This window comes from Nocardia sp. NPDC059228, from assembly GCF_042754245.1.
In the GTDB taxonomy this organism is placed as follows: domain Bacteria; phylum Actinomycetota; class Actinomycetes; order Mycobacteriales; family Mycobacteriaceae; genus Nocardia.
Genome location: NZ_JBHZAL010000017.1, coordinates 100945 through 122318 on the forward strand (window position 1 = coordinate 100945; position 21374 = coordinate 122318).

General features: G+C 68.3%; 17 protein-coding genes. 9 read left to right on the forward strand and 8 right to left on the reverse strand.

Going from position 1 to position 21374, the window contains the following annotated elements:
* Window positions 1–105: 105 nt before the first annotated feature.
* Window positions 106–1032, forward strand: a complete 927-nt coding sequence (rarD, locus tag ACFXKA_RS24980) for an EamA family transporter RarD (RefSeq protein ID WP_379429149.1) — start codon at window positions 106–108, stop codon at window positions 1030–1032.
* Between the two features lie 48 nt (window positions 1033–1080).
* Here the strand turns inward: rarD and ACFXKA_RS24985 are convergent, their stop codons facing one another.
* From ACFXKA_RS24985 to ACFXKA_RS24995, 3 genes are read right to left on the reverse strand one after another with little or no spacing between them, the layout of a single operon-like run.
* Window positions 1081–2133 (reverse strand): ABC transporter substrate-binding protein, encoded by a 1053-nt coding sequence (locus ACFXKA_RS24985; protein WP_379429108.1) that lies wholly within the window; start codon window positions 2131–2133, stop codon window positions 1081–1083.
* 3 nt (window positions 2134–2136) lie between these two features.
* Window positions 2137–3024, reverse strand: a complete 888-nt coding sequence (locus ACFXKA_RS24990; RefSeq protein WP_379429109.1) for an ABC transporter permease — start codon at window positions 3022–3024, stop codon at window positions 2137–2139.
* Window positions 3014–3874, reverse strand: coding sequence for an ABC transporter ATP-binding protein (locus ACFXKA_RS24995; protein ID WP_354842920.1), 861 nt, complete (start codon window positions 3872–3874; stop codon window positions 3014–3016). The genes ACFXKA_RS24990 and ACFXKA_RS24995 overlap by 11 nt, the downstream gene beginning before the upstream one ends.
* Before the next feature lie 161 nt (window positions 3875–4035).
* On the opposite strand from ACFXKA_RS24995, the gene ACFXKA_RS25000 reads away from it, so the two are divergent.
* The 3 genes from ACFXKA_RS25000 (at window position 4036) to ACFXKA_RS25010 (ending at window position 7249) form a co-directional block, all read left to right on the forward strand.
* Window positions 4036–6024 carry an ATP-binding protein gene (locus ACFXKA_RS25000; RefSeq protein WP_379429110.1) on the forward strand — a complete coding sequence of 663 codons (1989 nt, stop codon included), beginning with the start codon at window positions 4036–4038 and terminating at the stop codon, window positions 6022–6024.
* Complete coding sequence (locus ACFXKA_RS25005) at window positions 6006–6689, forward strand: response regulator (protein ID WP_379429111.1); 684 nt, start codon at window positions 6006–6008, stop codon at window positions 6687–6689. Before ACFXKA_RS25000 ends, ACFXKA_RS25005 begins: the two co-directional genes overlap by 19 nt.
* 161 nt (window positions 6690–6850) lie before the next feature.
* Complete coding sequence (locus ACFXKA_RS25010; RefSeq protein WP_354843214.1) at window positions 6851–7249, forward strand: VOC family protein; 399 nt, start codon at window positions 6851–6853, stop codon at window positions 7247–7249.
* 28 nt (window positions 7250–7277) lie between these two features.
* Here the strand turns inward: ACFXKA_RS25010 and ACFXKA_RS25015 are convergent, their stop codons facing one another.
* Together ACFXKA_RS25015 and ACFXKA_RS25020 are read right to left on the reverse strand one after the other, a co-directional pair.
* Window positions 7278–7892 (reverse strand): class I SAM-dependent methyltransferase, encoded by a 615-nt coding sequence (locus tag ACFXKA_RS25015; RefSeq protein ID WP_379429112.1) that lies wholly within the window; start codon window positions 7890–7892, stop codon window positions 7278–7280.
* A 59-nt stretch (window positions 7893–7951) separates the two neighbouring features.
* Entirely contained in the window at window positions 7952–9343 is a 1392-nt protein-coding gene (locus ACFXKA_RS25020) for an alpha/beta fold hydrolase (protein WP_379429113.1), read from the reverse strand.
* A gap of 179 nt (window positions 9344–9522) precedes the next feature.
* On the opposite strand from ACFXKA_RS25020, the gene ACFXKA_RS25025 reads away from it, so the two are divergent.
* Window positions 9523–10782: a serine hydrolase domain-containing protein gene (locus ACFXKA_RS25025; RefSeq protein ID WP_354842908.1), complete on the forward strand. Its 1260-nt coding sequence runs from the start codon at window positions 9523–9525 to the stop codon at window positions 10780–10782.
* A 115-nt stretch (window positions 10783–10897) separates the two neighbouring features.
* On the forward strand, window positions 10898–14452 hold the full coding sequence (dnaE, locus tag ACFXKA_RS25030) for a DNA polymerase III subunit alpha (protein ID WP_354842906.1): 3555 nt from the start codon (window positions 10898–10900) through the stop codon (window positions 14450–14452).
* 166 nt (window positions 14453–14618) lie between these two features.
* On the opposite strand, the gene ACFXKA_RS25035 is transcribed toward dnaE, so the two are convergent.
* The gene (locus ACFXKA_RS25035) at window positions 14619–14843 is read right to left on the reverse strand and encodes a hypothetical protein (protein ID WP_379429114.1); all 225 of its coding nucleotides are present in this window, start codon (window positions 14841–14843) and stop codon (window positions 14619–14621) included.
* An 86-nt stretch (window positions 14844–14929) separates the two neighbouring features.
* Between ACFXKA_RS25035 and ACFXKA_RS25040 the strand changes: the two genes are divergently transcribed.
* Complete coding sequence (locus ACFXKA_RS25040; RefSeq protein ID WP_354842901.1) at window positions 14930–15367, forward strand: nitroreductase family deazaflavin-dependent oxidoreductase; 438 nt, start codon at window positions 14930–14932, stop codon at window positions 15365–15367.
* 124 nt (window positions 15368–15491) lie between these two features.
* Complete coding sequence (gene ilvA / locus ACFXKA_RS25045) at window positions 15492–16847, forward strand: threonine ammonia-lyase IlvA (RefSeq protein WP_354842898.1); 1356 nt, start codon at window positions 15492–15494, stop codon at window positions 16845–16847.
* A gap of 66 nt (window positions 16848–16913) precedes the next feature.
* Here the strand turns inward: ilvA and ACFXKA_RS25050 are convergent, their stop codons facing one another.
* Window positions 16914–17591 (reverse strand): response regulator transcription factor, encoded by a 678-nt coding sequence (locus tag ACFXKA_RS25050; RefSeq protein ID WP_379429115.1) that lies wholly within the window; start codon window positions 17589–17591, stop codon window positions 16914–16916.
* Window positions 17592–17778: 187 nt separating this feature from the next.
* Here ACFXKA_RS25050 and ACFXKA_RS25055 point away from each other — a divergent pair, with 187 nt between their 5' ends.
* A complete protein-coding gene (locus ACFXKA_RS25055) occupies window positions 17779–18942 on the forward strand; it encodes a DUF2235 domain-containing protein (protein ID WP_379429116.1) in 1164 nt (387 codons plus the stop codon).
* A gap of 12 nt (window positions 18943–18954) precedes the next feature.
* Here the strand turns inward: ACFXKA_RS25055 and treY are convergent, their stop codons facing one another.
* The gene (treY, locus tag ACFXKA_RS25060; protein ID WP_354842889.1) at window positions 18955–21363 is read right to left on the reverse strand and encodes a malto-oligosyltrehalose synthase; all 2409 of its coding nucleotides are present in this window, start codon (window positions 21361–21363) and stop codon (window positions 18955–18957) included.
* Window positions 21364–21374 lie beyond the last annotated feature (11 nt).

Genomic DNA, 21374 nt, shown 5'->3' on the forward strand with positions numbered 1-21374 from the left:
CGGGATGGGTGTGTGAGGATCATCCCATGTATTCGCTGTCGTGACGTTTGTTGCGCGGGCTAACGTATTTGGGTGGCGGAAGGACCTGGGAACTCGGACGCAGCGATCGATACGACGACGCGGCGGGATCAGCCGACGGGACACGAGGGCGCCCGGGACGCGGGCATCGCCTTCGGCATCGGGGCGTATTTCATCTGGGGACTGTTCCCGGCCTTCTTCGGACTGCTGTCCTTCGCGAGCGCGGGGGAGGTCCTGGTCGAGCGGATTCTCTGGACGCTGGTGGTCTCGCTGCTGGTGATGACGCTCGCCGGGCGGCTGGGGGAGCTGCGGCGGATCGATGCGCGGACCTGGCGGCTGGCGGCCGTGGCGTCGGCGGCGATCTCGATGAACTGGGGCGCGTACGTCTACGGCGTGATCTCGCATCACGTGGTGGAGTGTGCGCTGGGGTACTTCATCAATCCGCTGGTGACGGTGGCATTCGGGGTCATCATCTTCCGGGAGCGGCTGCGGGCTCCGCAGTGGGTCGCGCTGGGGCTGGGGGCCACGGCGGTGATCGTGCTGACCATCGATTACGGCCGGCCGCCGTGGATCGCGTTGATCCTGGCCTGTTCCTTCGCCACCTATGGGCTGGTCAAGAAGGTGATTCGGCTCGACGCGCTACCCGGCCTGGCGGCAGAGGGATTGGCGGCCGCGCCGTTCGCGCTGATCGCGGTGATCGTGATCGCGGTGACCGGCAACGCGACCTTCGGTTCCTCACTTCCGCATACCGGATTGCTCATGCTGACCGGTCCGGTCACCCTCGTGCCACTGGTGCTGTTCGCGCTGGCGGCCCCGCGAGTGCCGTTGTCCACCATGGGAATTCTGCAGTACCTCACGCCCGGACTGCAGCTGGCCTGGGGTGTGGCGGTGGGGCACGAGCCCATGCCCGCGTCCCGCTGGGCGGGGTTCGCGCTGATCTGGCTGGCGCTGGCCATCTTCACCGTCGACGCCGTGCGCCGCTCCCGCCGTCCCGTGGTCGCCGTCCCGGAATAGCGCGAAACCGCACACCCCTCATTCGATGTGCGGTTCCACGTGGGCCGGTCAGGGTTTGCGAGCGCCCGGGGCCTTCTCCACGAACTCGTTGGTGTAGGTCGCGTCGAGGTCGATGCGCTCCCGCACCGGTGCGACATTGCGCGAGTACTGGCCGAGAATGCGCAGGACGTTCTGCGCGCCTTCGGGTTTCATCAGGCCGTCGCCGTTGAACATGCTGATCGAGTCGGCGATGGACTTGACGTAGAGCTTCGGATCCCCGCCCGCGTACTGGCCGGGCATCGTGGCGGCGATCTCCTCGGGGGAGTGGGTCTTGATCCACTGCAGGGTCTGGACGAACGAGTTCGCCAGCTTCTGCACGATGTCCGGGTGGCCGGCCACGGTCTCGCAGCGCATGTAAAGCGAGGCGGCGGGGTAGAGGCCGCCGAGCGCCGCGCGGGTGCCCTGCTCGTTGCGCATGTCGACCAGCACCCTGGCGTCGCCGGAGGTGACCATCTTGGCGACGGTCGGGTCGGTGGTCATGCCCGCGTCGATGCCGTTGTGGTTCATGCCCGCGATGAAGGTCTGTCCCGCACCGACTTTCACCCGGGTGTAGTCGGAGGTCCGCAGACCGGCCTGCCCGGCCAGCGCCTGAGTGAGGAAGTCGGTCGACGAGCCCAGCGACGTCACGCCCAGATTGCGGCCCTTGAAGTCCGCCGGGGACTTGATGGCGTCGGCGTCCTGCTTCGACACCAGCTCGACCTCACCGGGCACGTCGGCGAACTGCACGACCGTCTTCAGGCACTGGTCCTTGGCCTGCAGATCGATGGTGTGGTCGTAGAAACCGACCACGGCCTGGACGTCGCCGGTGAGCAGTGCGGTCTCGGCCGTCGCGCCGGACTGCTCGCCCAGCAGGTGCACATCGATGTCATTCGCCTCGAAGAAGCCCAGCTTCTCGGTGAGCATGGCCGGCAGGTAGATGACCTTCTCCAGCCCGCCCACCATGATGGTGATCTGCGGCCGCCCGTTCTCGGTCGGAATGCGGCGCGAATCGCGGCAGCCCGTCACCAGCAGCAGCGCACTGATCGCCAGCAGGACCACGGCAATGTGCTTGCGGTACTTCATGGCTCAGATCCCGTGGCCCGAGGCGGCCTGCGAGGGCCGCCATTTCAGCAGCCGGTTCTCCGCCAGCCCGATCAGCCACTCCGCCACCAGCGCGACGACGGTGATGATGATCATGCCCGCGTAGATGCCCGCCGCGTCGAAGGTGCCCTGCGCATTGCTGATCAGCAGGCCCAGGCCCTTGCCGGCGCCGGCGTACTCACCGACCACCGCGCCGATCAGCGCGAAACCGAAGGCGGTGTGCAGCGAGGACAGGATCCAGGTGGTCGCGCTGGGCAGCACGATGGAGCTCAGCACCTGACGGCGGCTCGCGCCCAGGATGCGGGCATTGTTGATGACATTGCCGTCCACCTCGCGCGCACCGGTGAAGGCGTTGAAGAACACCGCGAAGAACACCAGCACCACGACCGTCGCCACCTTGGACTGCAGTCCCAGGCCGAACCAGATGATGAACAGCGACGCCAGCACGATGCGCGGCACCGCGTTGAGCGCCTTGATGAACGGGGCCAGCACGTCCGCCCAGTAGCGGGAGCGGCCCAGCAGCACACCCAGCACGATGCCCGCGATGGTGCCGATGGCGAAGCCCAGCACCGCCTCCTGCACCGTCGTGTACAGCTGCAGCCAGATGGAGCCGAATTGCGTTCCCTCGGTGAACCATTCGGCCAGCCGGTTCCAGATCAGCGTGGGCTTGGAGTAGAAGAACGGGTCGATCCAGTAGGTGGCGGTGAGCTCCCACGCGCCCAGCCACAGGGCCACGATGAGCGCGCGCAGCCCCCACGTCCGGATCTTGTTCCGGCGCGCCTGCGACCGCACCCGCGCCAGGATCTGCTCCTCGGTCTCTACCTCGAATTCCGTTGCGGCGACCGCGGTCTGCGGCATGACATCAAGCGACACGGGCCGCTCCCTTCGTGCGGGCCGCCTCGACCTGATCGCGCAGCGTTTCCCAGATTTCCTTGTAGAGGTCGCGGAATTCCTCGGTGAGGCGGACCTCCTCGACATTGCGCGGCCGGTCCAGAGTGACCTCGAAGTCGCCGCACACGGTGGCGGGGCTCGCGGTCATGACGACGACCCGATCCGCCAGGGCGATGGCCTCTTCCAGATCGTGGGTCACGAAGATGACCGCCGCCCGGCCCTTTTCCCGGCCATCCGAGTCGGTGCCGGACCACACACGCAGCAGTTCGTCCTGCATGAGCTGGCGGGTCTGCACGTCGAGCGCGCTGAACGGCTCGTCCATGAGGATGATCTCGGGATCGTTGACCAGCGTCTGCGCCAGCGCCACCCGCTTGCGCATGCCGCCCGAGAGCTGATGCGGGTAGTAGTTCTCGAACCCGGCCAGCCCGACCGTGCGAACCCAGCGGGCAGCGCGCTCACGGGCCTCGGCCCTGGACACGCCCCGCAGCTTCGGGCCCAGCGCCACATTGTCGATGACCGACTTCCACGGCAGCACGGCGTCCTGCTGGAACATGTAGCCGACACCGTCCGGAATACCGCGAACATCCTTGCCGCGCACCAGGGTCCGGCCCGCCGAGGCCGGTTCCAGGCCGGACACCAGCGACAGCGTGGTGGACTTGCCGCAGCCGGTCGGGCCGACGACGGCGACGAATTCGCCGGCCGCGACGGTGAAGTTCAGGTCGCGCACCGCGGTGTGGATGCCGCCGTTGTTGCCGGGGAACCGCTTGGTCGCGCCCCGCAATTCGATCAAAGGCGCGGGACCCGGCCCGGGCTCAGTGGTCGTTGTGCTCATCAGTGCTCCTGTTTCCGATGCCGCCGCTGCGGCGTTGGACAGAAGCTACGTGGGCCGGGTCACACTCCACCCGGTTGTGCGCGCAAGTCACACAAGCGGCGATTCGGTCGTTTTGTGCATTCTGCTCAGGTGGTTGCGAGGGGTTGTCTACACTGTCGCCCGTGCTCTCGCTCGGCCCCCGTTCCGTCCGGCTCCGGACCCAGATCCTGCTGTTGCAGATCGCTGTGGTGGGCCTGACCGTCGGGCTGGCCTTCGGCGTGTTCGCCTACGTCAGTGGCGACCGCCTCTCCGGCGAGTACGGCCAGCGCGCTCTGGCCATCGCCCGCACCGTCGCCTCCGACCCGCAGGTCCGTGCCGCCGTCGCGCGGTACGCCGACAGCCCGTCACCGGCTGGACCCACGCTGAAGCAGGAACTCGCCGAGGGCACGCTCGAGAACATCGCCGACAGCGCGCGCCTGCGCACCGATGCGCTATTCGTGGTGATCACCGAGGACGCGGGCATCCGCCTTGCCCACCCCGACCATGCCCGACTGGGCGAATTGGTCAGCACCGACCCCTCGCGCGCGCTGGCCGGGGCCGAAGTGGTGATCCGGGAACACGGGACATTGGGCGAATCGGTCCGCGCCAAAGTCCCTGTCCTGCGGCCGGATACCGCACAGGCCTCGCCGCCGGGAGCCCCGGGTCCGGCGACCGGTGCACCGAGTGCCCAGGCGGCCGGCCCGACACCGAACGGGCAGCCGAGCGGCGGCCTCGTCGGCGGCCGCGTGGTGGGGGAAGTGAGCGTGGGGATTTCCACTGCGGCGGTACATGATCAGCTGCTGCGCGATCTACGCCGCGCGGGACTGCTGATCGGGGGCGCATTGCTCGCGGGCATCGCCGGATCAATGTTGCTGTCCCGTCGCTGGCATGGGTTGACGCTGGGATTGGAGCCTTCCGATCTGGCGGATCTGGTCCGCGAGCAGGACGCCGTCCTGCACGGCATCGGTGAGGGCGTGGTCGCCGCCGACGCGAAATCCCGGGTCACCGTCGTCAATGACGAGGCTTGCCGCCTGCTCGGCATCGACCCGGAACCGGGCAGCGATATCGAGTCGATCGGCCTGACTCCCCGTGTCCTGCAAGCCTTCCGGGCCGCGGATGGCCAACCCGTCCAAGCCGCCGTCGGCGACCGCATCGTGGTCGTCACCGCCCGCGCCGTCACCCGCGACTCCCGACCCCTCGGCGCGGTCCTCTCCGTCCGCGACCGCACCGACGTGGAATCGCTGACCCGCCAACTGGATGCCGTCTCCACCATGAGCACCGTCCTGCGCGCCCAGCGCCACGAATTCGCCAACCGCCTCCACCTGCTCAGCGGCCTGCTCCACACCGGCCGCCCCGACGAGGCCACCCACTACATCGAAGAACTCCTCGGCTCCGGCCCCCTCGGCGCGGCCCTCCCCGGCATCGACACCATCCGCGACCCCTACCTGCAGGCCTTCCTCTCCGCCAAGGCCGCCCACGCCCGCGAACAGGGCGTCCACCTCCGCCTCGGCCCCAACACCTGGGTCGACGCGAACCTCGCCGCCCCCGTCGATGTCACCACCGTCCTCGGAAATCTTCTCGACAACGCCATCGACGCCGCCGCGGCCGGCGGTGGTGCGGGTTCGGCTGTGTCCGAGCGGAATCCGGATTTTGCCGGGGCAGCTGCCGACTTGGATTCCGGTGGTGACAGCGTGGGTGGCAGCGTTCGGCGGGCGGCGAATTCCGGCTCGATCAACGCCTCCGGCGCTCGGGTCGATGGTGACGTGCATCCGGTCGGCGAGGGCGAGGGGCCGGTGGTCGAGGTGGAGTTGGTGCAGGAGGGCGGGACCCTGCATATCGCGGTCGCCGACAATGGGGCGGGCATCGCGCCCGGATTGCTGGATTCGGTCTTCGCCGAGGGGGTTTCGACGAAATCGGGCGGTGGCCCGGGTGGGCGGGGGCTGGGCTTGGCGCTGTCGCGACAGGTGGCACGGGCTCGGGGCGGGGATGTGCGATTGGCCGACCCGGGAGGCGTGAGCGTAACCGGGAGCCGTTCGGACGCTGGTGAGAAGTCTTTGGGCGGAGCGGAGTTCATTGCCCGGATGCCGGGTGCGCTGACGGACGAGGAGGCGGCGTGGGCCGAGGAGAGCTGACCGTGCTGGTGGTCGACGACGACTTCCGGGTGGCCAATCTGCATGCCGGAATCGTCTCGGCGCTACCGGGATTCGCGGTGTCGGCGACCGTGAACACGCTCGCCGCCGCGCGCGCCGCTCTGGCGGAGACCCCTGTCGATCTGGCCCTGGTGGACGTCTACCTGCCCGACGGCTCCGGCATCGACCTGGTTCGCGAGATGCCGTTTGACGCCATGATGCTCACCGCCGCAACGGAATCGGAGACCGTGCGCGCCGCCCTGTCGGCCGGGGCGCTCGGCTACCTGGTGAAGCCGTTCGACCATGCCGTGCTCGCGGCCCGGCTGGCGGGGTACGCGCGATATCGGCGGCTGCTCGCCGCCCCGGAGGTCACCGCGGCCGATGTGGACGCCGCCCTGGCGGCGCTGCGCCCGGTCGCCGCCCCCGCCGGTGTCGCCGTCGGCCCACCGACCGTCGCCTCACCCACGAAAGACCTTGTCCTGCAAGCGGTCCGCAATGCCGACACTCCGATGTCGGCAGCCCAGGTCTCGGCCGCCATCGGCATCTCCCGCGCCACCGCCCAGCGCTATCTCGCGAGCCTGGTCGGCGTCGGCGACCTACGCATGCAACTGCGCTACGGCAGCACCGGCCGCCCGGAGCAGGAGTACTCCGCCCCCCGCCGGCCCTGAGCCGCCCCCATTTTCTGGGGCCGCTGCGAGCTGTGACGGTTCGCACAGGGCGCTTGGCGGAATCGGCGGCGGGTGGTTACCGTCGTGGGCGTGGCGATGCTCCTGTCGGCCGACTTGTACCGGTCCAGGGTCGGGATCGTCACGAACACAGGAGAATTCCTATCACTATCCAGTTCAACCACACCATTGTCGCGTGCACGGACAATCGGGTCTCCGCCGAATTCTGGGCGGACATCCTCGGGGTGGAGGTGGGCAAGCCGTACGGTCCGTTCATTCCGCTTACCGTCGGTAATGGTGTCACCTTCGACTTCGCCAATCTGCCACCGGGTTTCGAGGGCGAGCCGCAACCGCAGCATTACGCCTTCCTGGTCTCCGAGGAAGAATTCGACGCCGCCTACGACAAGATCAAGCGGTACGGCATGACCTACTGGGCCGACCCGCGTCAGCAGGGCGTCAACGAGATCAACCACAATGACGGCGGCCGGGGGATCTATTTCCTCGACCCCGTCGGCCACTACATGGAGTTGATCACCGTCCCGTACGGCGGCTGGCCGCAATAGTTCTCACGCGGGTCACCGCGGTAGCTCCTCACCCGGCTACCGCGGTGCCCAATGAGAAGGCAACCCAGGGCTTCGGCCCCTGCTGGTAATACCGATCGATATCGCGGATCTCGAATCCTGCGGCCTCGATCAACCCGCGAATATCGCGGTCGAGGTGGCAGCCACCGGCCACTGCCTTCTGCACCGGGTTGAACCGGTGCTGCCACTTCTGGACACCGGCATCCGGTGCGAGACCGTGCTCGACGAAATGAAAAGTGCCGCCGGGCGCCAGCACCCGGCGCACCTCGGCGAGCGCGGCCCCGACATCCGGGATGGTGCACAGGGTCCACGTCGACAGCGCGGAATCGAAGCTGTCGTCCGCGAACGGCAGGGCCTGCCCGTCCAGGCCGGCCCGTTCCACCGGAACCGTCGCCGCGGCCAGCCGCCCGGCGGCCATTCGCCACCCGAGGTCGGCGGGTTCGACCGCGCTCACCGACCGCACCGAATCGGGATAGAACGGCACATTGCGCCCGGATCCGAACCCGATCTCGACGACGCGCCCGTGCAGCCCGGCGCAGACCCGCTGCCGCTCGGAGTTCATCTGCTTCGAGCCGCAGCACAGGTCGACCAGCCTGGGCAGTACCCGGTCTTCGTAGATTCCCACGACACCACTCTGGCAACCGGATCGCGCGCACGCCACTGCTTCGGGCAAGGATGAATCGGTCAGTGTGCGATGGGGAATCGCTGCGTCAGCCAATCCGTCACGAAGGTCAGCACCTGCGGATCGATGGTCGTCTCGATCTTGGCGTACTCGTCGGGCGTGCCCTTGTCGGCGGGCTGCATCAGGTGATTGAGCCCGTCGAAGACGTGCACGGTCGCATCCGGATCGGCGGCCAGCAGCGTGCGCGCCGGGCCCTCGTTCTGGGCCGCGGGCACCTGGAGATCCTTGCTGCCGTAAATGGCCAGCACCGGCGCCCGCAGTGCCGACAGCGCCGGGGCCGGGTCGTAGCCGACCAGCGCCGCCATGTACGGCGTCACCAGCTCGTCGATCTGCGCCTCGGACAGCTTCTTGTCGGCGGGCAGGCTGTCATTGTGCTGTCGCACATAAGTTTTGGCGGACTCCAGATCCCCGGAGCGCAGCAGAGTGGACAGGGTGGAGTTGAACGCCACCTGCTGAGCGATCTGCTCCGCGGTGGCCCCCTGCGCGGTGAGGATCAGCCGATTCTGTTCCACCAGCACATCCGAGCCCGGCACCGCCGGCCCCGCCATCATGATCACGAACGCCACTCCGCTGTCCGGCCGCATGGTGTACAGCGGCGCGAGATACCCGCCCTCGCTGTGCCCGAGCAGGCCGATCCGCTTGGCGTCGATCTCCGGCCGCCCGTGCAGGAAGGCCATTCCGGCGCCGATGTCGTCGGTCAGATCCTGATAGGTCGAGGTGTCCAGGTGCCCGCCGGTCTTGCCGACGCCGCGCTTGTCGGTGCGCAGCACCGCGTAACCCGCGCGGGTCAGGGTGTCGGCCAGCAGCAGGAACGGCTTGTGACCCAGCAGTTCCTCATTGCGGTCGTTGGCCCCGCTGCCATTGATCAGCACGACCGTCGGGAACGGCCCGCCGGTGTTCGGCTCGGTCAGCGTCCCGGCGATGGTGATGTCCCCACTGGGGAAGCTGACGTCCTCGGACTTGTACGGGAACGGCGGCTTCGGCTCCTGCGGGCGCGGCGGGCCCTCGACCTTGCCGCGCGTCAGGTTCAGCGGAAACGTCTGGCCGGATTGGCTGAACCGCCCCTGGATGCTGTCGGAGCCCTTGTCGTACTTGCCCTGGAACGACGGATTGCCCGGAATCTTGGTGATGGTCCAGGCCACGCCGTCGGCATCGTTCTGCACCCCGCTCAGCGGCGCGGCCTCGACACCCTGGGCGGGAATGTCGATGGTGGCCTGGTCCCCACCGGTGAAGCTGACCCCGACGGCCAGCGGATGGTCGGGAATCTCGATGCTTCCGTGCCAGTCCCCGGTCAGGCCGGCGGGCGCGGCCTCCTGCTTCGACGACGAACACCCGGTCAGCGCCAGGGCGATCACGAGCAGTACCGCCGGAACCAACGACCACGCCCTTCGCATGGCGACAGCCTACGCAGCCCTCGCCGGCACTCCCGGGAACTCGCCCTGATCTCGGAAAGGCTCGCTCCGATAACGCCGGTGTCACTACCCGGACACCCGGAATAACCACTGGGCCAACGGGAGTAACTCTCTCCGTTTCGTCATTGCCGGTGTCACCCGGCGCTCGTACCGTGGAATTCGTGAGCAATGACGCTTCCCCGCCGGGTCTCATGGACCTGCCGGCCACGGTGGGCGGCTACGCGGCCGCTGAATTCGGTCCGTTGGTGCGCACTTTCGCGCGGATGGTCGGCGGTCGCCCAGGCGCCGGGGGTGCGCTCACGGTGCACCTGCGCGGGGAACCGCTGGTCGAGATCTGGATCGGGGAGGCCGGGCCGCGCCGGCCCTGGGATGCCGACACCGGCGCGATCGTCTTCTCCGCCACCAAAGGCATTGCGGCCACGGTCATCCACCGGCTCGCCGATCGCGGCCTCATCGACTACGACGCCCCGGTCGCCCGCTACTGGCCGGAATTCGCCGCCAACGGCAAGGGGCGGATCACGGTACGGCAGGTGCTGTCCCACCGGGCCGGGCTGTACGGGCTGCCCGAGATCGCCCGCGGCCTGGACGACGTGCTCGACCACCGCATGATGGAAGACCACCTGGCCGCCGCCAAACCCGATCATCTGCTGGGCATCCCGACCTATCACGCCCTCACCTTCGGCTGGCTGCTGGCGGGCCTGGCCCGCGCGGTCACCGGCCGCGGCATGGCCGAGCTGTTCCGTACCGAGGTCGCCGAACCGCTGGGCACCGAGGGCATCCATCTGGGCAACCCGCCGCCCGGGTCGCGCACCAGCGCCGCCCTGCTGCACGGCAACAAGCTGTCGGCGGTCGGCACCAACTACGCCTCGCTGGTGCTGGGCCGGGCCTACTCGCTGCCCGGTCCACTCGGCGCGGTCGCCCGCGCGCTGTTCCTGCCCGGCCTGGACCAGCTGCTGGAAGGCGACGAACCGCCCATCCTGCGCACCGAACTGGGTGCGGGCAACGGCGTCTGCACGGCGACCGGCCTGGCCACCGTGTACGACCCGCTCGCCAACGGGGGCATGCACCAGGGCCGCCGCTTCCTCTCGCCCGAAACCATCAGGGCCATGCGGCAGGTGGAGAGCTACCGGCTCGACCGTGCACTGTTCTACATCCCGATGATGTGGCACATGGGCTATCACTCGCTGCCCGTTCCGGGAGCCCACGCGGGCTTCGGGCACATCGGTCTGGGCGGATCGTTCGGCTGGGCCGAACCCCGCCTGGGACTGTCGGTCGGCTTCGTCCACAATCGGCTCGGCATCGGGTCGATGAGCCTGGACCAACTCGCGTCGGCATGGGTGCTGCCGCTGGTGGTGCGGGGCGCCAACGCGGCGCGCCGCACCACTACCCCCGCCCTGCCCGCTGCCGCTTCGGTCGCATAGTCGCGGGCCGCGCCGCGTGACGTCGCACACGACACGCGGAGTCCGCCACGCCGATTCGAGTGATCACCACCGCGTGCCTTCGGGACTCGTCGGTGGGGCCGCATAGTATGTCCGGGTGTCAGCCTCGTCGGGATCATTCGTCCATCTCCACAATCACACCGAGTACTCGATGCTCGACGGCGCGGCGAAGATCACGCCCTTGTTCAAAGAGGCGACACGGCTCGGGATGACCGCCGTCGGCATGTCCGACCACGGCAATATGTACGGCGCGTCGGAGTTCTACAACTCCGCCAAGAAGCAGGGCATCAAGCCGATCATCGGCATCGAGGCGTACATCGCGCCGGAGTCCCGGTTCAACACCAAGCGCGTGCTGTGGGGCGACCCGTCGCAGAAGAGCGATGACGTCTCGGGTTCGGGTTCCTACACCCACATGACCATGGTCGCCGAGAACGCGACGGGTCTGCGCAACCTGTTCAAGCTGTCGAGTCTGGCCTCCATCGAAGGTCAGCTCGGCAAGTGGGCACGCATGGACGCCGACATCATCGCCGAGCACGCCGAGGGCATCATCGCCACCACCGGCTGCCCCTCGGGCGAGGTGCAGACCCGGCTGCGCCTGGGCCACGAACGCGAGGCCCTCGAAGCCGCGGCCAAGTGGCAGGAGATCTTCGGGCCGGAGAACTTCTTCCTGGAGATCATGGACCACGGGTTGTCCATCGAACGCCGGGTGCGCGAGGGCCTGCTCGAGGTCGGCAAGAAGCTGGGCATTCCGCCGCTGGCCACCAACGACTGCCACTACGTGCACGAGCACGACGCGTCCAATCACGAAGCGCTGCTGTGTATTCAGACCGGCAAGACGCTCTCGGACCCGACCCGCTTCAAGTTCGACGGCTCCGGCTACTACCTGAAGTCCGCCGAGGAGATGCGCGCCATCTGGGACGCGGAAGTCCCCGGCGCGTGCGACAACACGGTGCTGATCGGCGAGCGCGTCCAGTCCTACGACGACGTCTGGGCCCACCGCGACCGGATGCCGATCTTCCCGGTGCCCGAGGGCCACACCCAGGCCACCTGGCTCGAGCACGAGGTCATGGTCGGCCTGGACCGGCGCTTCCCGAGCGGGCCGCCGGAGGAGTACATCTCGCGCGCCAAGTACGAGCTCGGCGTCATCAACGAAATGGGCTTCCCCGCTTACTTCCTCGTCGTCGGTGACCTCATCACCTACGCCCGCTCGGTCGGCATCAATGTCGGCCCGGGCCGTGGTTCGGCGGCCGGCTCGCTGGTCGCCTACGCCATGGGCATCACGAACATCGACCCGATTCCGCACGGTCTGCTGTTCGAGCGCTTCCTCAATCCCGAGCGCGTGTCCATGCCCGATATCGATATCGACTTCGACGATCGCCGCCGCGGTGAAATGGTCCGCTACGCCACCGACAAGTGGGGCAGCGACCGGGTCGCCCAGGTGATCACCTTCGGCACGATTAAAACCAAAGCGGCGCTGAAGGACTCGGCCCGCGTGCAGTTCGGCCAGCCGGGCTTCGCCATCGCCGACCAGATCTCCAAGGCGCTGCCGCCGCCGATCATGGCCAAGGACATTCCGCTCTCCGGCATCATGGATCCCGAGCACGAGCGGTACAAAGAGGCCGCCGAGGTCCGTGAGCTCATCAACACCAACCCGGACGTCAACAAGATCTACGAGACCGCACGTGGTCTCGAGGGCCTGATCCGCAACGCGGGCGTGCACGCCTGTGCGGTCATCATGTCGTCCGAACCGCTCACCGACGCGATCCCGGTCTGGAAGCGCGCGCAGGACGGCGCCATCATCACCGGCTGGGACTACCCGTCGTGTGAGGCCATCGGCCTGCTGAAGATGGACTTCCTGGGCCTGCGCAACCTCACCGTCATCGGTGACGCGCTGGTCAATATCAAGGCCAACCGCGGCATCGAACTCGACCTCGACACCCTGCCCTTGGAAGACCCGGCCACCTACGAACTGCTCGCGCGTGGTGACACCCTCGGCGTGTTCCAGCTCGACGGTGGCGCCATGCGAGATCTGCTGCGCCGCATGATCCCCACCGGCTTCGAGGACATCGTCGCCGTGCTCGCGCTGTACCGCCCCGGCCCCATGGGCATGAACGCGCACAACGACTACGCCGACCGCAAGAACGGGCGGCAAGAGGTCAAGCCCATCCATCCGGAGCTCGAAGAGCCCCTGAAGGACATCCTGCGCGATACCTACGGCCTGATCGTGTATCAGGAGCAGATCATGCAGATCGCGCAGAAGGTGGCCGGGTACTCCCTCGGCCGAGCCGACATTCTGCGCCGCGCCATGGGTAAGAAGAAGGCAGAAGTCCTCGAGGCCGAATTCGAGGGCTTCGAAAAGGGCATGCTGGAGAACGGTTTCACCAAGCCGGCCATCAAGGCGCTGTGGGACACGATTCTCCCGTTCGCCGGTTACGCGTTCAACAAGTCGCACGCCGCCGGCTACGGCCTGGTGTCGTTCTGGACCGCGTACCTGAAGGCCAACTATCCCGCCGAGTACATGGCCGGTCTGCTCACCTCCGTCGGTGACGACAAGGACAAGGCCGCCGTCTATCTGGCCGACTGCCGCCGCCTGGGCATCCAGGTGCTGCCGCCCGACGTCAACGAGTCCGAGCTCGAATTCGCCTCCGTGGGCAACGACATTCGCTTCGGCATGGGCGCGGTGCGCAATGTCGGCGCGAACGTGGTGGCCTCGATCATCGCCGCGCGCAAGGAGAAGTCGAAGTTCACCGACTTCTCCGACTACCTGAACAAGATCGACGCCATCGCCTGCACCAAGAAGGTCACCGAATCCCTCATCAAGGCAGGCGCTTTCGACTCGCTCGGGCATCCGCGCAAGGGCCTGCTGCTGGTGCACTCCGATGCCATCGACGCGGTCATGTCGACCAAGAAGGCCGAGGCCATCGGCCAATTCGATCTCTTCGGCGGCCTCGACGACGCCGACGAGTCCATTGCCAGCGTCTTCAATGTGAAGGTCCCCGACGAGGAATGGGAGACCAAGCACAAGCTCGCCCTGGAGCGGGAGATGCTGGGCCTCTACGTGTCCGGGCACCCGCTCAACGGCGTCGAGCACGTCCTCGCGGCCCAGTCCGACACCCAGATCCCCGCCATTCTCGAGGGCGATATCAAGGACGGCGCGCAGGTCACCATCGGCGGCATCTTCGCCAACGTCACCCGCCGCGTGAACAAGAACGGCCTACCCTGGGCCTCGGCCCAGCTCGAGGACCTCACCGGTGGCATCGAGGTGCTGTTCTTCCCGCAGTCCTACTCCGTCTACGGCATGGACGTCACCGAGGACGCCATCGTCCTGGTCAAGGCCCGCGTCAGCGCCCGCGACGACCGCGTCTCCCTGATCGCCAACGACCTTGTGGTGCCGGACCTTTCGTCCATCGGCGTGGACAAGCCGCTGTCGGTGGTCATCCCCACCCGGCTGTGCACCCCCGACAAGATCGGTGAGCTCAAACGGGTGCTGTCCCGGCATCCGGGCACCGCGAACGTGCACATCAAGCACGTCGGCTCCCGGGATCGCACCACCATGCTGAAGGTGGCCGACAACCTGCGGGTCTCACCCTCCTCGGCCCTCATGGGCGACCTGAAGGCTCTGCTCGGCCCGGGCTGCCTGGGCGCGGTCTGATCCCGATACCCCCGTCGCACCGTGTGCCCCCTCGTCTCGGCGAGGGGGCACACGTGTTGTCACAGCCAGGTGGGTCGCCGACGATGCGATTGACGGACTCGTCGCGATTACCGATGGTGAAGCTGCCGACCGTGGACCGATAGGTCCGGGAGCCGGAAGGTCCGGATCAGCGGAGGCTGCGCGCCCCGCCGATGATCCAGCGCAGCGCCGCGATCACCGTCGCGCCGAGCACCGCGGCCTGCACCGATCCGGTGATCAGGGCGAGTGTCAGGCAGACCACCACACCGGCGAACAAGGCTTCCAGCTTGTAGACCGGCCATGCCGTCCCGGCGATGTCCACGGAAGCGTGCGAGCGGGGCTGCTCGGTGTCCGTAGGGTGAACCACTGCCATACGGTAAGGGTATACGGTGATACAAAGTTCGGGCAACCGAAACCTCTGTCGGGAACAACACGGGACCGTGCGTGGTTACCCAGGTCATGCCACTTATCGGAGAGTACGAACCCAGCCCGTCCGACTGGTCACGAGAGCAGGCCGAGCAGTACGAGAACTCCGGAGGCGCGGAGGCCAACCTCCTGCAAGGTGTGCCGATCATTCTGCTGACCACCCGCGGCAACAAGTCCGGCAAGCTCCGCAAGACCCCGCTCATGCGGATCGAGCACGACGGCGAGTACGCGGTGGTCGCCTCGTTGGGCGGCGCGCCCAAGCACCCGGTCTGGTACTGGAACGTCAAGGCCGATCCGCATGTGGAACTGCGCGACCGGGACGTGGTCAAGGACTACGACGCCCGCGAGGTCACCGGCGACGAGAAGGCCCTCTGGTGGAAGCGGGCCATCGAGGTGTGGCCCGACTACGCCGAGTACCAGAAGAAGACCGACCGCCAGATCCCGCTGTTCGTCCTCACCCCGCGCCCCTGAGCGCCGCCCGCCGTATCGCCGGGAAGCGCGGCGGCCGGTGAGAGAAGGTCCCGGTCCGACATGACCGGGACCTTTTCGTGGCGCTGCTGCAGGCCCGCCGCATGCTCCCAGCTAGCATGTTCGGGTGTCTGATCCGCTTGTTATCGCCGAGAGAGTGTCCGGTTCGCTGCCCGAGTTGACAGCGGACGAGATCGATGCTGCCGCGAAGCGAATTTCGGACATTATCGAGCCGACGCCGCTCCAAAGGATTCCGCGGCTGTCGGCGCTGACCGGGGCCGAGGTCTACCTCAAGCGGGAGGACCTCACCGCCGTCCGCTCCTACAAGCTGCGCGGCGCCTACAACCTCATGGTGCAGCTGACCGCCGCCGAGAAGGCCGCGGGCGTGGTCACCGCCAGCGCCGGAAACCACGCGCAGGGCGTGGCTTTCGCCTGTAAGGCCATGGGCGTCACGGGCCGCATCTACGTGCCCACCACCACCCCGAAGCAGAAGCGCGACCGAATCCGCGTCCACGGCGGCGAATTCGTGGAACTCATCGCCGTCGGCGACACCTTCGACGCGGCCGCCGCGGCCGCCGCCGACGATGTGAAGCGCACCGGGGCGACCATGGTCCCGCCCTTCGACGATCCGCGCACCGCGGCGGGGCAGGGCACCATCGCCGCCGAATTCCTCGAACAGCTCGGCCGCGAGCCCGATCTGGTGGTGGTGCCGGTGGGTGGCGGTGGCTGCCTGGCGGGTATCGCCACCTATCTGCGGGAGCGGTCGCCGCACTCCGCGATTCTCGCGGTGGAGCCGACGGGCGCGGCGTCCATGACGGCCGCGCTGGTGGCCGGCGGCCCGGTGACGCTGCCCGAGATCGACCCGTTCGTGGACGGCGCCGCCGTGCGCCGGGTCGGCGGAGTCGGCTACCAGGCGGTGGTGCGCTTCGGCGGCCAGGTCCGCTCGCACGCCTCACTGCCCCTGCTGACCAGCACCGAAACCGGTTCGGGCGCAGGCTCTTTCCGCATGATTCACGTGGACGAGGGCGCCATCTGCACCGCCATGCTGGAGCTGTACCAGAACGAGGGCATCGTCGCCGAGCCGGCGGGCGCGCTCGCGACGGCGGCGCTGCGCGAGGTCGAGATCGAGCCGGGTGCGACGGTGGTGGTGCTGCTCTCGGGCGGCAACAACGACGTCTCCCGCTACGGCGAGGTCATCGAGCGTTCGCTGGTGCATCAGGGCCTGAAGCACTATTTCCTGGTGGACTTCCCACAGGAGCCCGGCGCGCTGCGTCGCTTCCTGGACGAGGTCCTCGGGCCCGATGACGACATCACCGTGTTCGAGTACGTCAAGCGCAACAACCGCGAAACCGGCGCCGCCCTGGTCGGCATCGAACTGGGTACCCCGGAGGGCCTGGAACCGCTGCTCGGGCGGATGGACAAGTCGCCGATCCAGTGTGAGCGGCTGGATCCGAACTCGCCCGCCTACCGGTATTTGACCTGACCGGTGACCCGTGTGATCCGACCCCTCGTTCGGGATCACACGGGTCCGGTTGCCCCGGTGGGGCTTTCAGGCGTGCAGGAGATATCCCGCCGCCGAGCTGTGAATGATCCGCGGCCGGCCGAGCTTGCGGTCCAGGCGCGTGATCACCTCGTCCACGCCCGCGGTCGAGGTCGAATCGCTGCAGAAGGCGGCGATCTCGGCCGGGGTGACAAGGGTTCCGGCGCGCGCGGCCAGCAGTTCCAGCGCGCAGAATTCGCGGGTGGTCATGGTCAGCAGGATTCCGCTGCGGCGCACCCGCCGGCGTATTCGGTCCACCACCAGATCCCCGATGGTGAGCACGGGCGAGTGCGGCGAGCGCCGGCGCGAGCACAGGGCCCGCACCCGTGCGGCGAGCTCGCCCAGTGAGAACGGCTTGGCCAGATAGTCGTCCGCGCCGCCCGCATAGCCCTCGCGGCGGTCGGCCGGGCTGTCGCGCGCGGTGATCAGCAGTGCGGGGGTGCGATCACCCGATTCACGTTGCCGCCGTACCAGTTCCAGTCCGTCGCCGTCGGGTAGCCCGCGGTCGACGATGAGGCAGTCGTAGATCCGCACCCCGCAGTGCTCGGCGGCGTCGGTGAGATTGCGGGTCAGATCGACGATGAATCCGGCCGCCCGCAGTCCGTCCGCGACCCGCTCGCCCAGCCGCTCGTCGTCCTCGCATACCAGGACACATACGCTGCGGGCGCTCACTCCATCGTCGGACATGCCGCCACCGTGCCATAGGGATCGTGAACGAATCGTGAGCGATCGCCTGGCGAGCGCCGGACGTTAACGCCGTGGGAGGGGCACTTGCGGGGGCACGCGCCGCGGTTAACGACCGCGTGGCCCGGGCGCGATGATCGGGTAGTTCACTACGCGTGAAACCGAACGGTCAGGGCGGGAGGCTGACGTCATGAAAAGGCTGGTCGTGTGTTGTGACGGCACCTGGAAGGCCGAGTCGAGCTCGACGGTGTCGAACATCGTGAAGATCGCGGAAGCGGTCAAGCTGACCGGGACGGACAAGGAGGGGAAGTCCGTCGGTCAGCGCATCAACTACGTCTCGGGTCCGGGCTCGCGCGGCTTCATGTCCGACAAGGTGCTGGGCGGCGCGTTCGGTCTGGGCCTGGAGGCCAATCTGTCGGCCGCCTACTGGCAGCTGGCCCTGAACTGGGAGCCCGGGGACGAGATCTACATCTTCGGCTTCAGCCGCGGCGCGTACACCGCCCGCAGCCTCGCGGGGATGATCAACCGGCTCGGAATTCTGACCTACGAGGCCATCATCGGGGGTAAGTACCCGAAGGCGCTGGGGATCTACAAGACCCGCAAGAAGAACCCCGACGATCCGGATCCGCCGGAGTGGGCGGCCTTCCGCGCCGCGAACTGCCACCCCCAGAGGCCGGTCATCAATTTCCTCGGCGTCTTCGACACCGTGGGCGCGATGGGCGTCCCGGGTATCACCTCGTGGCTGCACAGCTTCCACGATGTGCGGCTCTCGCGCATCGTGCTGTGCGCGCGTCAGGCCCTGGCCATCGACGAGCGGCGGCGCGCCTTCGAGCCCTGCCTGTGGGAGATTCCCGCCGATCAGCGCGAGCTCTACGACCGTCCCGACCGGGTGAAGCAGGTCTGGTTCGAGGGCGTGCACAGCGATATCGGCGGCGGCTACGCCGACTGCGGGCTGTCCGACATCACCCTGCGCTGGATGATCGCCGAGGCCGAGGCCGAGGGACTGGCCTTCGATCACGACCGACTCGACACCCTGCTCAGCAGCTGCCCGTTCGACGTCACGCACCTGCACGATTCGCTGAGCCTGAGCTTCCGGGCGCTGAACTACGCTCGCCTGGCGACCGGCTGGCGCAGCCCGCGCTTCTACTGGGATTCCTGGCGCAAGCTGTTGCAGCCCGAGGACCAGGACAGCTTCCTGGCCGCCAGCGTCCCGGACCGGAAAGGCTACCGCCCGGCCAATATTCACCGCTGGTGCGAGCATCGGGGCGGTCCGGTGCCGCCGGATCTCATCGAGCCCGTCGACCAGGTGCCACGCGCTGCCGGTGACGGCGGTCCGGAAGAATCCGCCGCCTGAGCGGCCGGCCGCTCAGCGCACCAGCAGGGCCACCGGCAGCCGGGCGAACAGCTTCTCCAGCCGTGCGCGCCCGGAGAAGGTGTGGCCGGTGAGCCGGTCGGTCCAGTGTCCCTGCGGCAGATCCAGCACGGTGTCGGCCCAGCCGCCCGCCTCGTCCAGCCGGATGCTGTGCCGGGTGACGGCCACTATCACCTCGGGGGTCTCCCCGGTGCGGCCGCGGGCGTAGGAGAGCAGGTGCTGGGCGCGGTCGCCGGCCGCGAACAGCGGGATGTAGGCGCCGCCGACGAAGCAGTCGGGGCGTTCCCGGCGCAGCCACAGCGCGTACGCCACGATCCACATCTTGACCGCACCGGTCGGGTCGAGATCCGGTGTGCCGGTGAGGGATTGCAGCAGCAGGGAGCGGTGGGTGAAGTCCACCGGGCGGCGGTTGTCGGGATCGACGAGCGAGTCCTCCCACAGCTCGCAGCCCTGGTAGACGTCCGGGATGCCGGGGCCGCACAGTTGCAGCAGCTTCTGCGCCAGCGCGTCGGTCCAGGCGTGGCCGGCCAGATCGGCCACGAACTCACCCAGCTCGGCCCCGACCGGTCCGTCGATGACGGTGTCGATCCAGCGGTGCACCGCCGTCTCGAACTCGACATCCGGTTCCTCCCAGGAGGATTGGGTGCCGGCCTCGCGAACCGCCTTCTCCGCGAACTGATGTAGCCGCTCGCGCAGCCCGGGCACGGCCGCGGCGGGGCGGCCGTCGGCGGGCCACACCCCGAACATGTTCTGCAGCAGGAACAGTGTGGTCGCGCCGTCGGGTCCGGGCGCGATCTCCTCCCAGGTGCTGACCGAGCGCGCCCAGATGTCGGGCACCTGCGAGAGCATGCCGATGCGGGCGCGCACGTCCTCGCCGCGCTTGGTGTCGTGGGTGGACAGCGCGGTCATGCCGGCCGGCCAGCGTTGCGCACGTTCGGCATTGGCGAGGTGGAACTCGATGGGCGAGCAGCCGAAGCGGGCCGGGTCCGCGCCCATCTCCTGCAGCGACACCAGCCGCGCGGCGCGGTAGAACATGGTGTCCTCCACGGCTTTCGCGCTCATCGCCCCGCCCACCTGGTGGAAGCGGGTGGCGGCCTCGCCGCCGGTGGCCAGCGCGGTCACCAGCACCTGCAGCGGCGCGGTCAGCTCGGCATTGCGCCGTGCCACCTCGGCGACGACGGCCCCGACCATGCCCGCCAGCGGCGCGTAGTCGGTGCGGTAGACCGGCATGAACGACAGCACCTCGATGGCGGCATTGGTGAGCGCCATGGTGTCGAAGGCGTCGGCGCGGGCGTCGCGCTTGACCGCGGCCACCAGCCGGCGCACCTCGGGCACCAGCATGGTCTCGGCGACGGCGCGGCGAATCCGGTGTTCCTGCTCGGTGAACCAGGCCCGGTCGCTGCCGTGCCCGGTGAACTGCCGGGACAGGTCGGTGAGCTGTTTCTCGCCGTCCGGGTCGATGAGTACGCCGCCGATGTCGGCGAGGGAGTCGTAGCCGGTGGTGCCGTCGATGGGCAGGGTGGCGTCGAGGGGCTCACGATTGGAGAGCACCTTCTCCACCAGCAGCAGCCGCTGCGGTCCGATGAGCTGGCGTAGCCGCCGCAGGTACTCGGCGGGCTGGGCCAGTCCGTCGGGATGATCCACGCGCACACCGTCGATGAGGTCGTGCTCGCACCAGGCGGCCAGCTCCCGATGGGTGGCCTCGAATACCGCCGGCTCCTCCTGCCGGATGGCGGCCAGCCCGCCCACGGTGAAGTAGCGACGGTATCCGCACAGCCCCGACTTCCAGTTGACCAGGCGGTAGTGCTGTTTGTCGTGAATGCGCAGCGCGTTCTCGCCGTCGGTGCCGGGCGCGATGGGGAAGCGCAGATCGTGCAGTGCCAGCATGGGTTCGGGCCCGGAGCGGTCCACGGTCAGCGCCGCCGGATCGTTCTCCCCGGCCAGCACCGGCAGCGCGATGCGCCCGCCGGCGCCATTGCCCGGCGTCCAGTCGATATCGAACCAGGTGGCGTACTTGGACTTCTTGCCCTGCCTCAGCACATCCCACCACCACTGGTTCTGTCGCGGATCGGCCACCGCCACATGGTTGGGCACCAGGTCGACGATGAGTCCCATACCGCGGCTGCGCACCTCGTCGGCCAGGGCCTTGAGCCCGGTCGGCCCGCCCAGCGCGGCCGACACCGTGGTCGGATCGGTGACGTCGTAGCCGTGGGTGGAGCCGCGTGTCGCGGTCATGACGGGCGACAGGTACAGATGCGAAATGCCCAGTTGCTGCAGGTATTCGGCGATGGCGCGCGCGTCGGTGAAGGTGAGCGCGTCGGGCCGCAGCTGCAGGCGGTAGGTGCTGCGCACGGGCGTCTGCCGGGCGATGGGTCCGGTGAGGTGTTCGGGCGAGCTGGTCATGGCGGTATCGA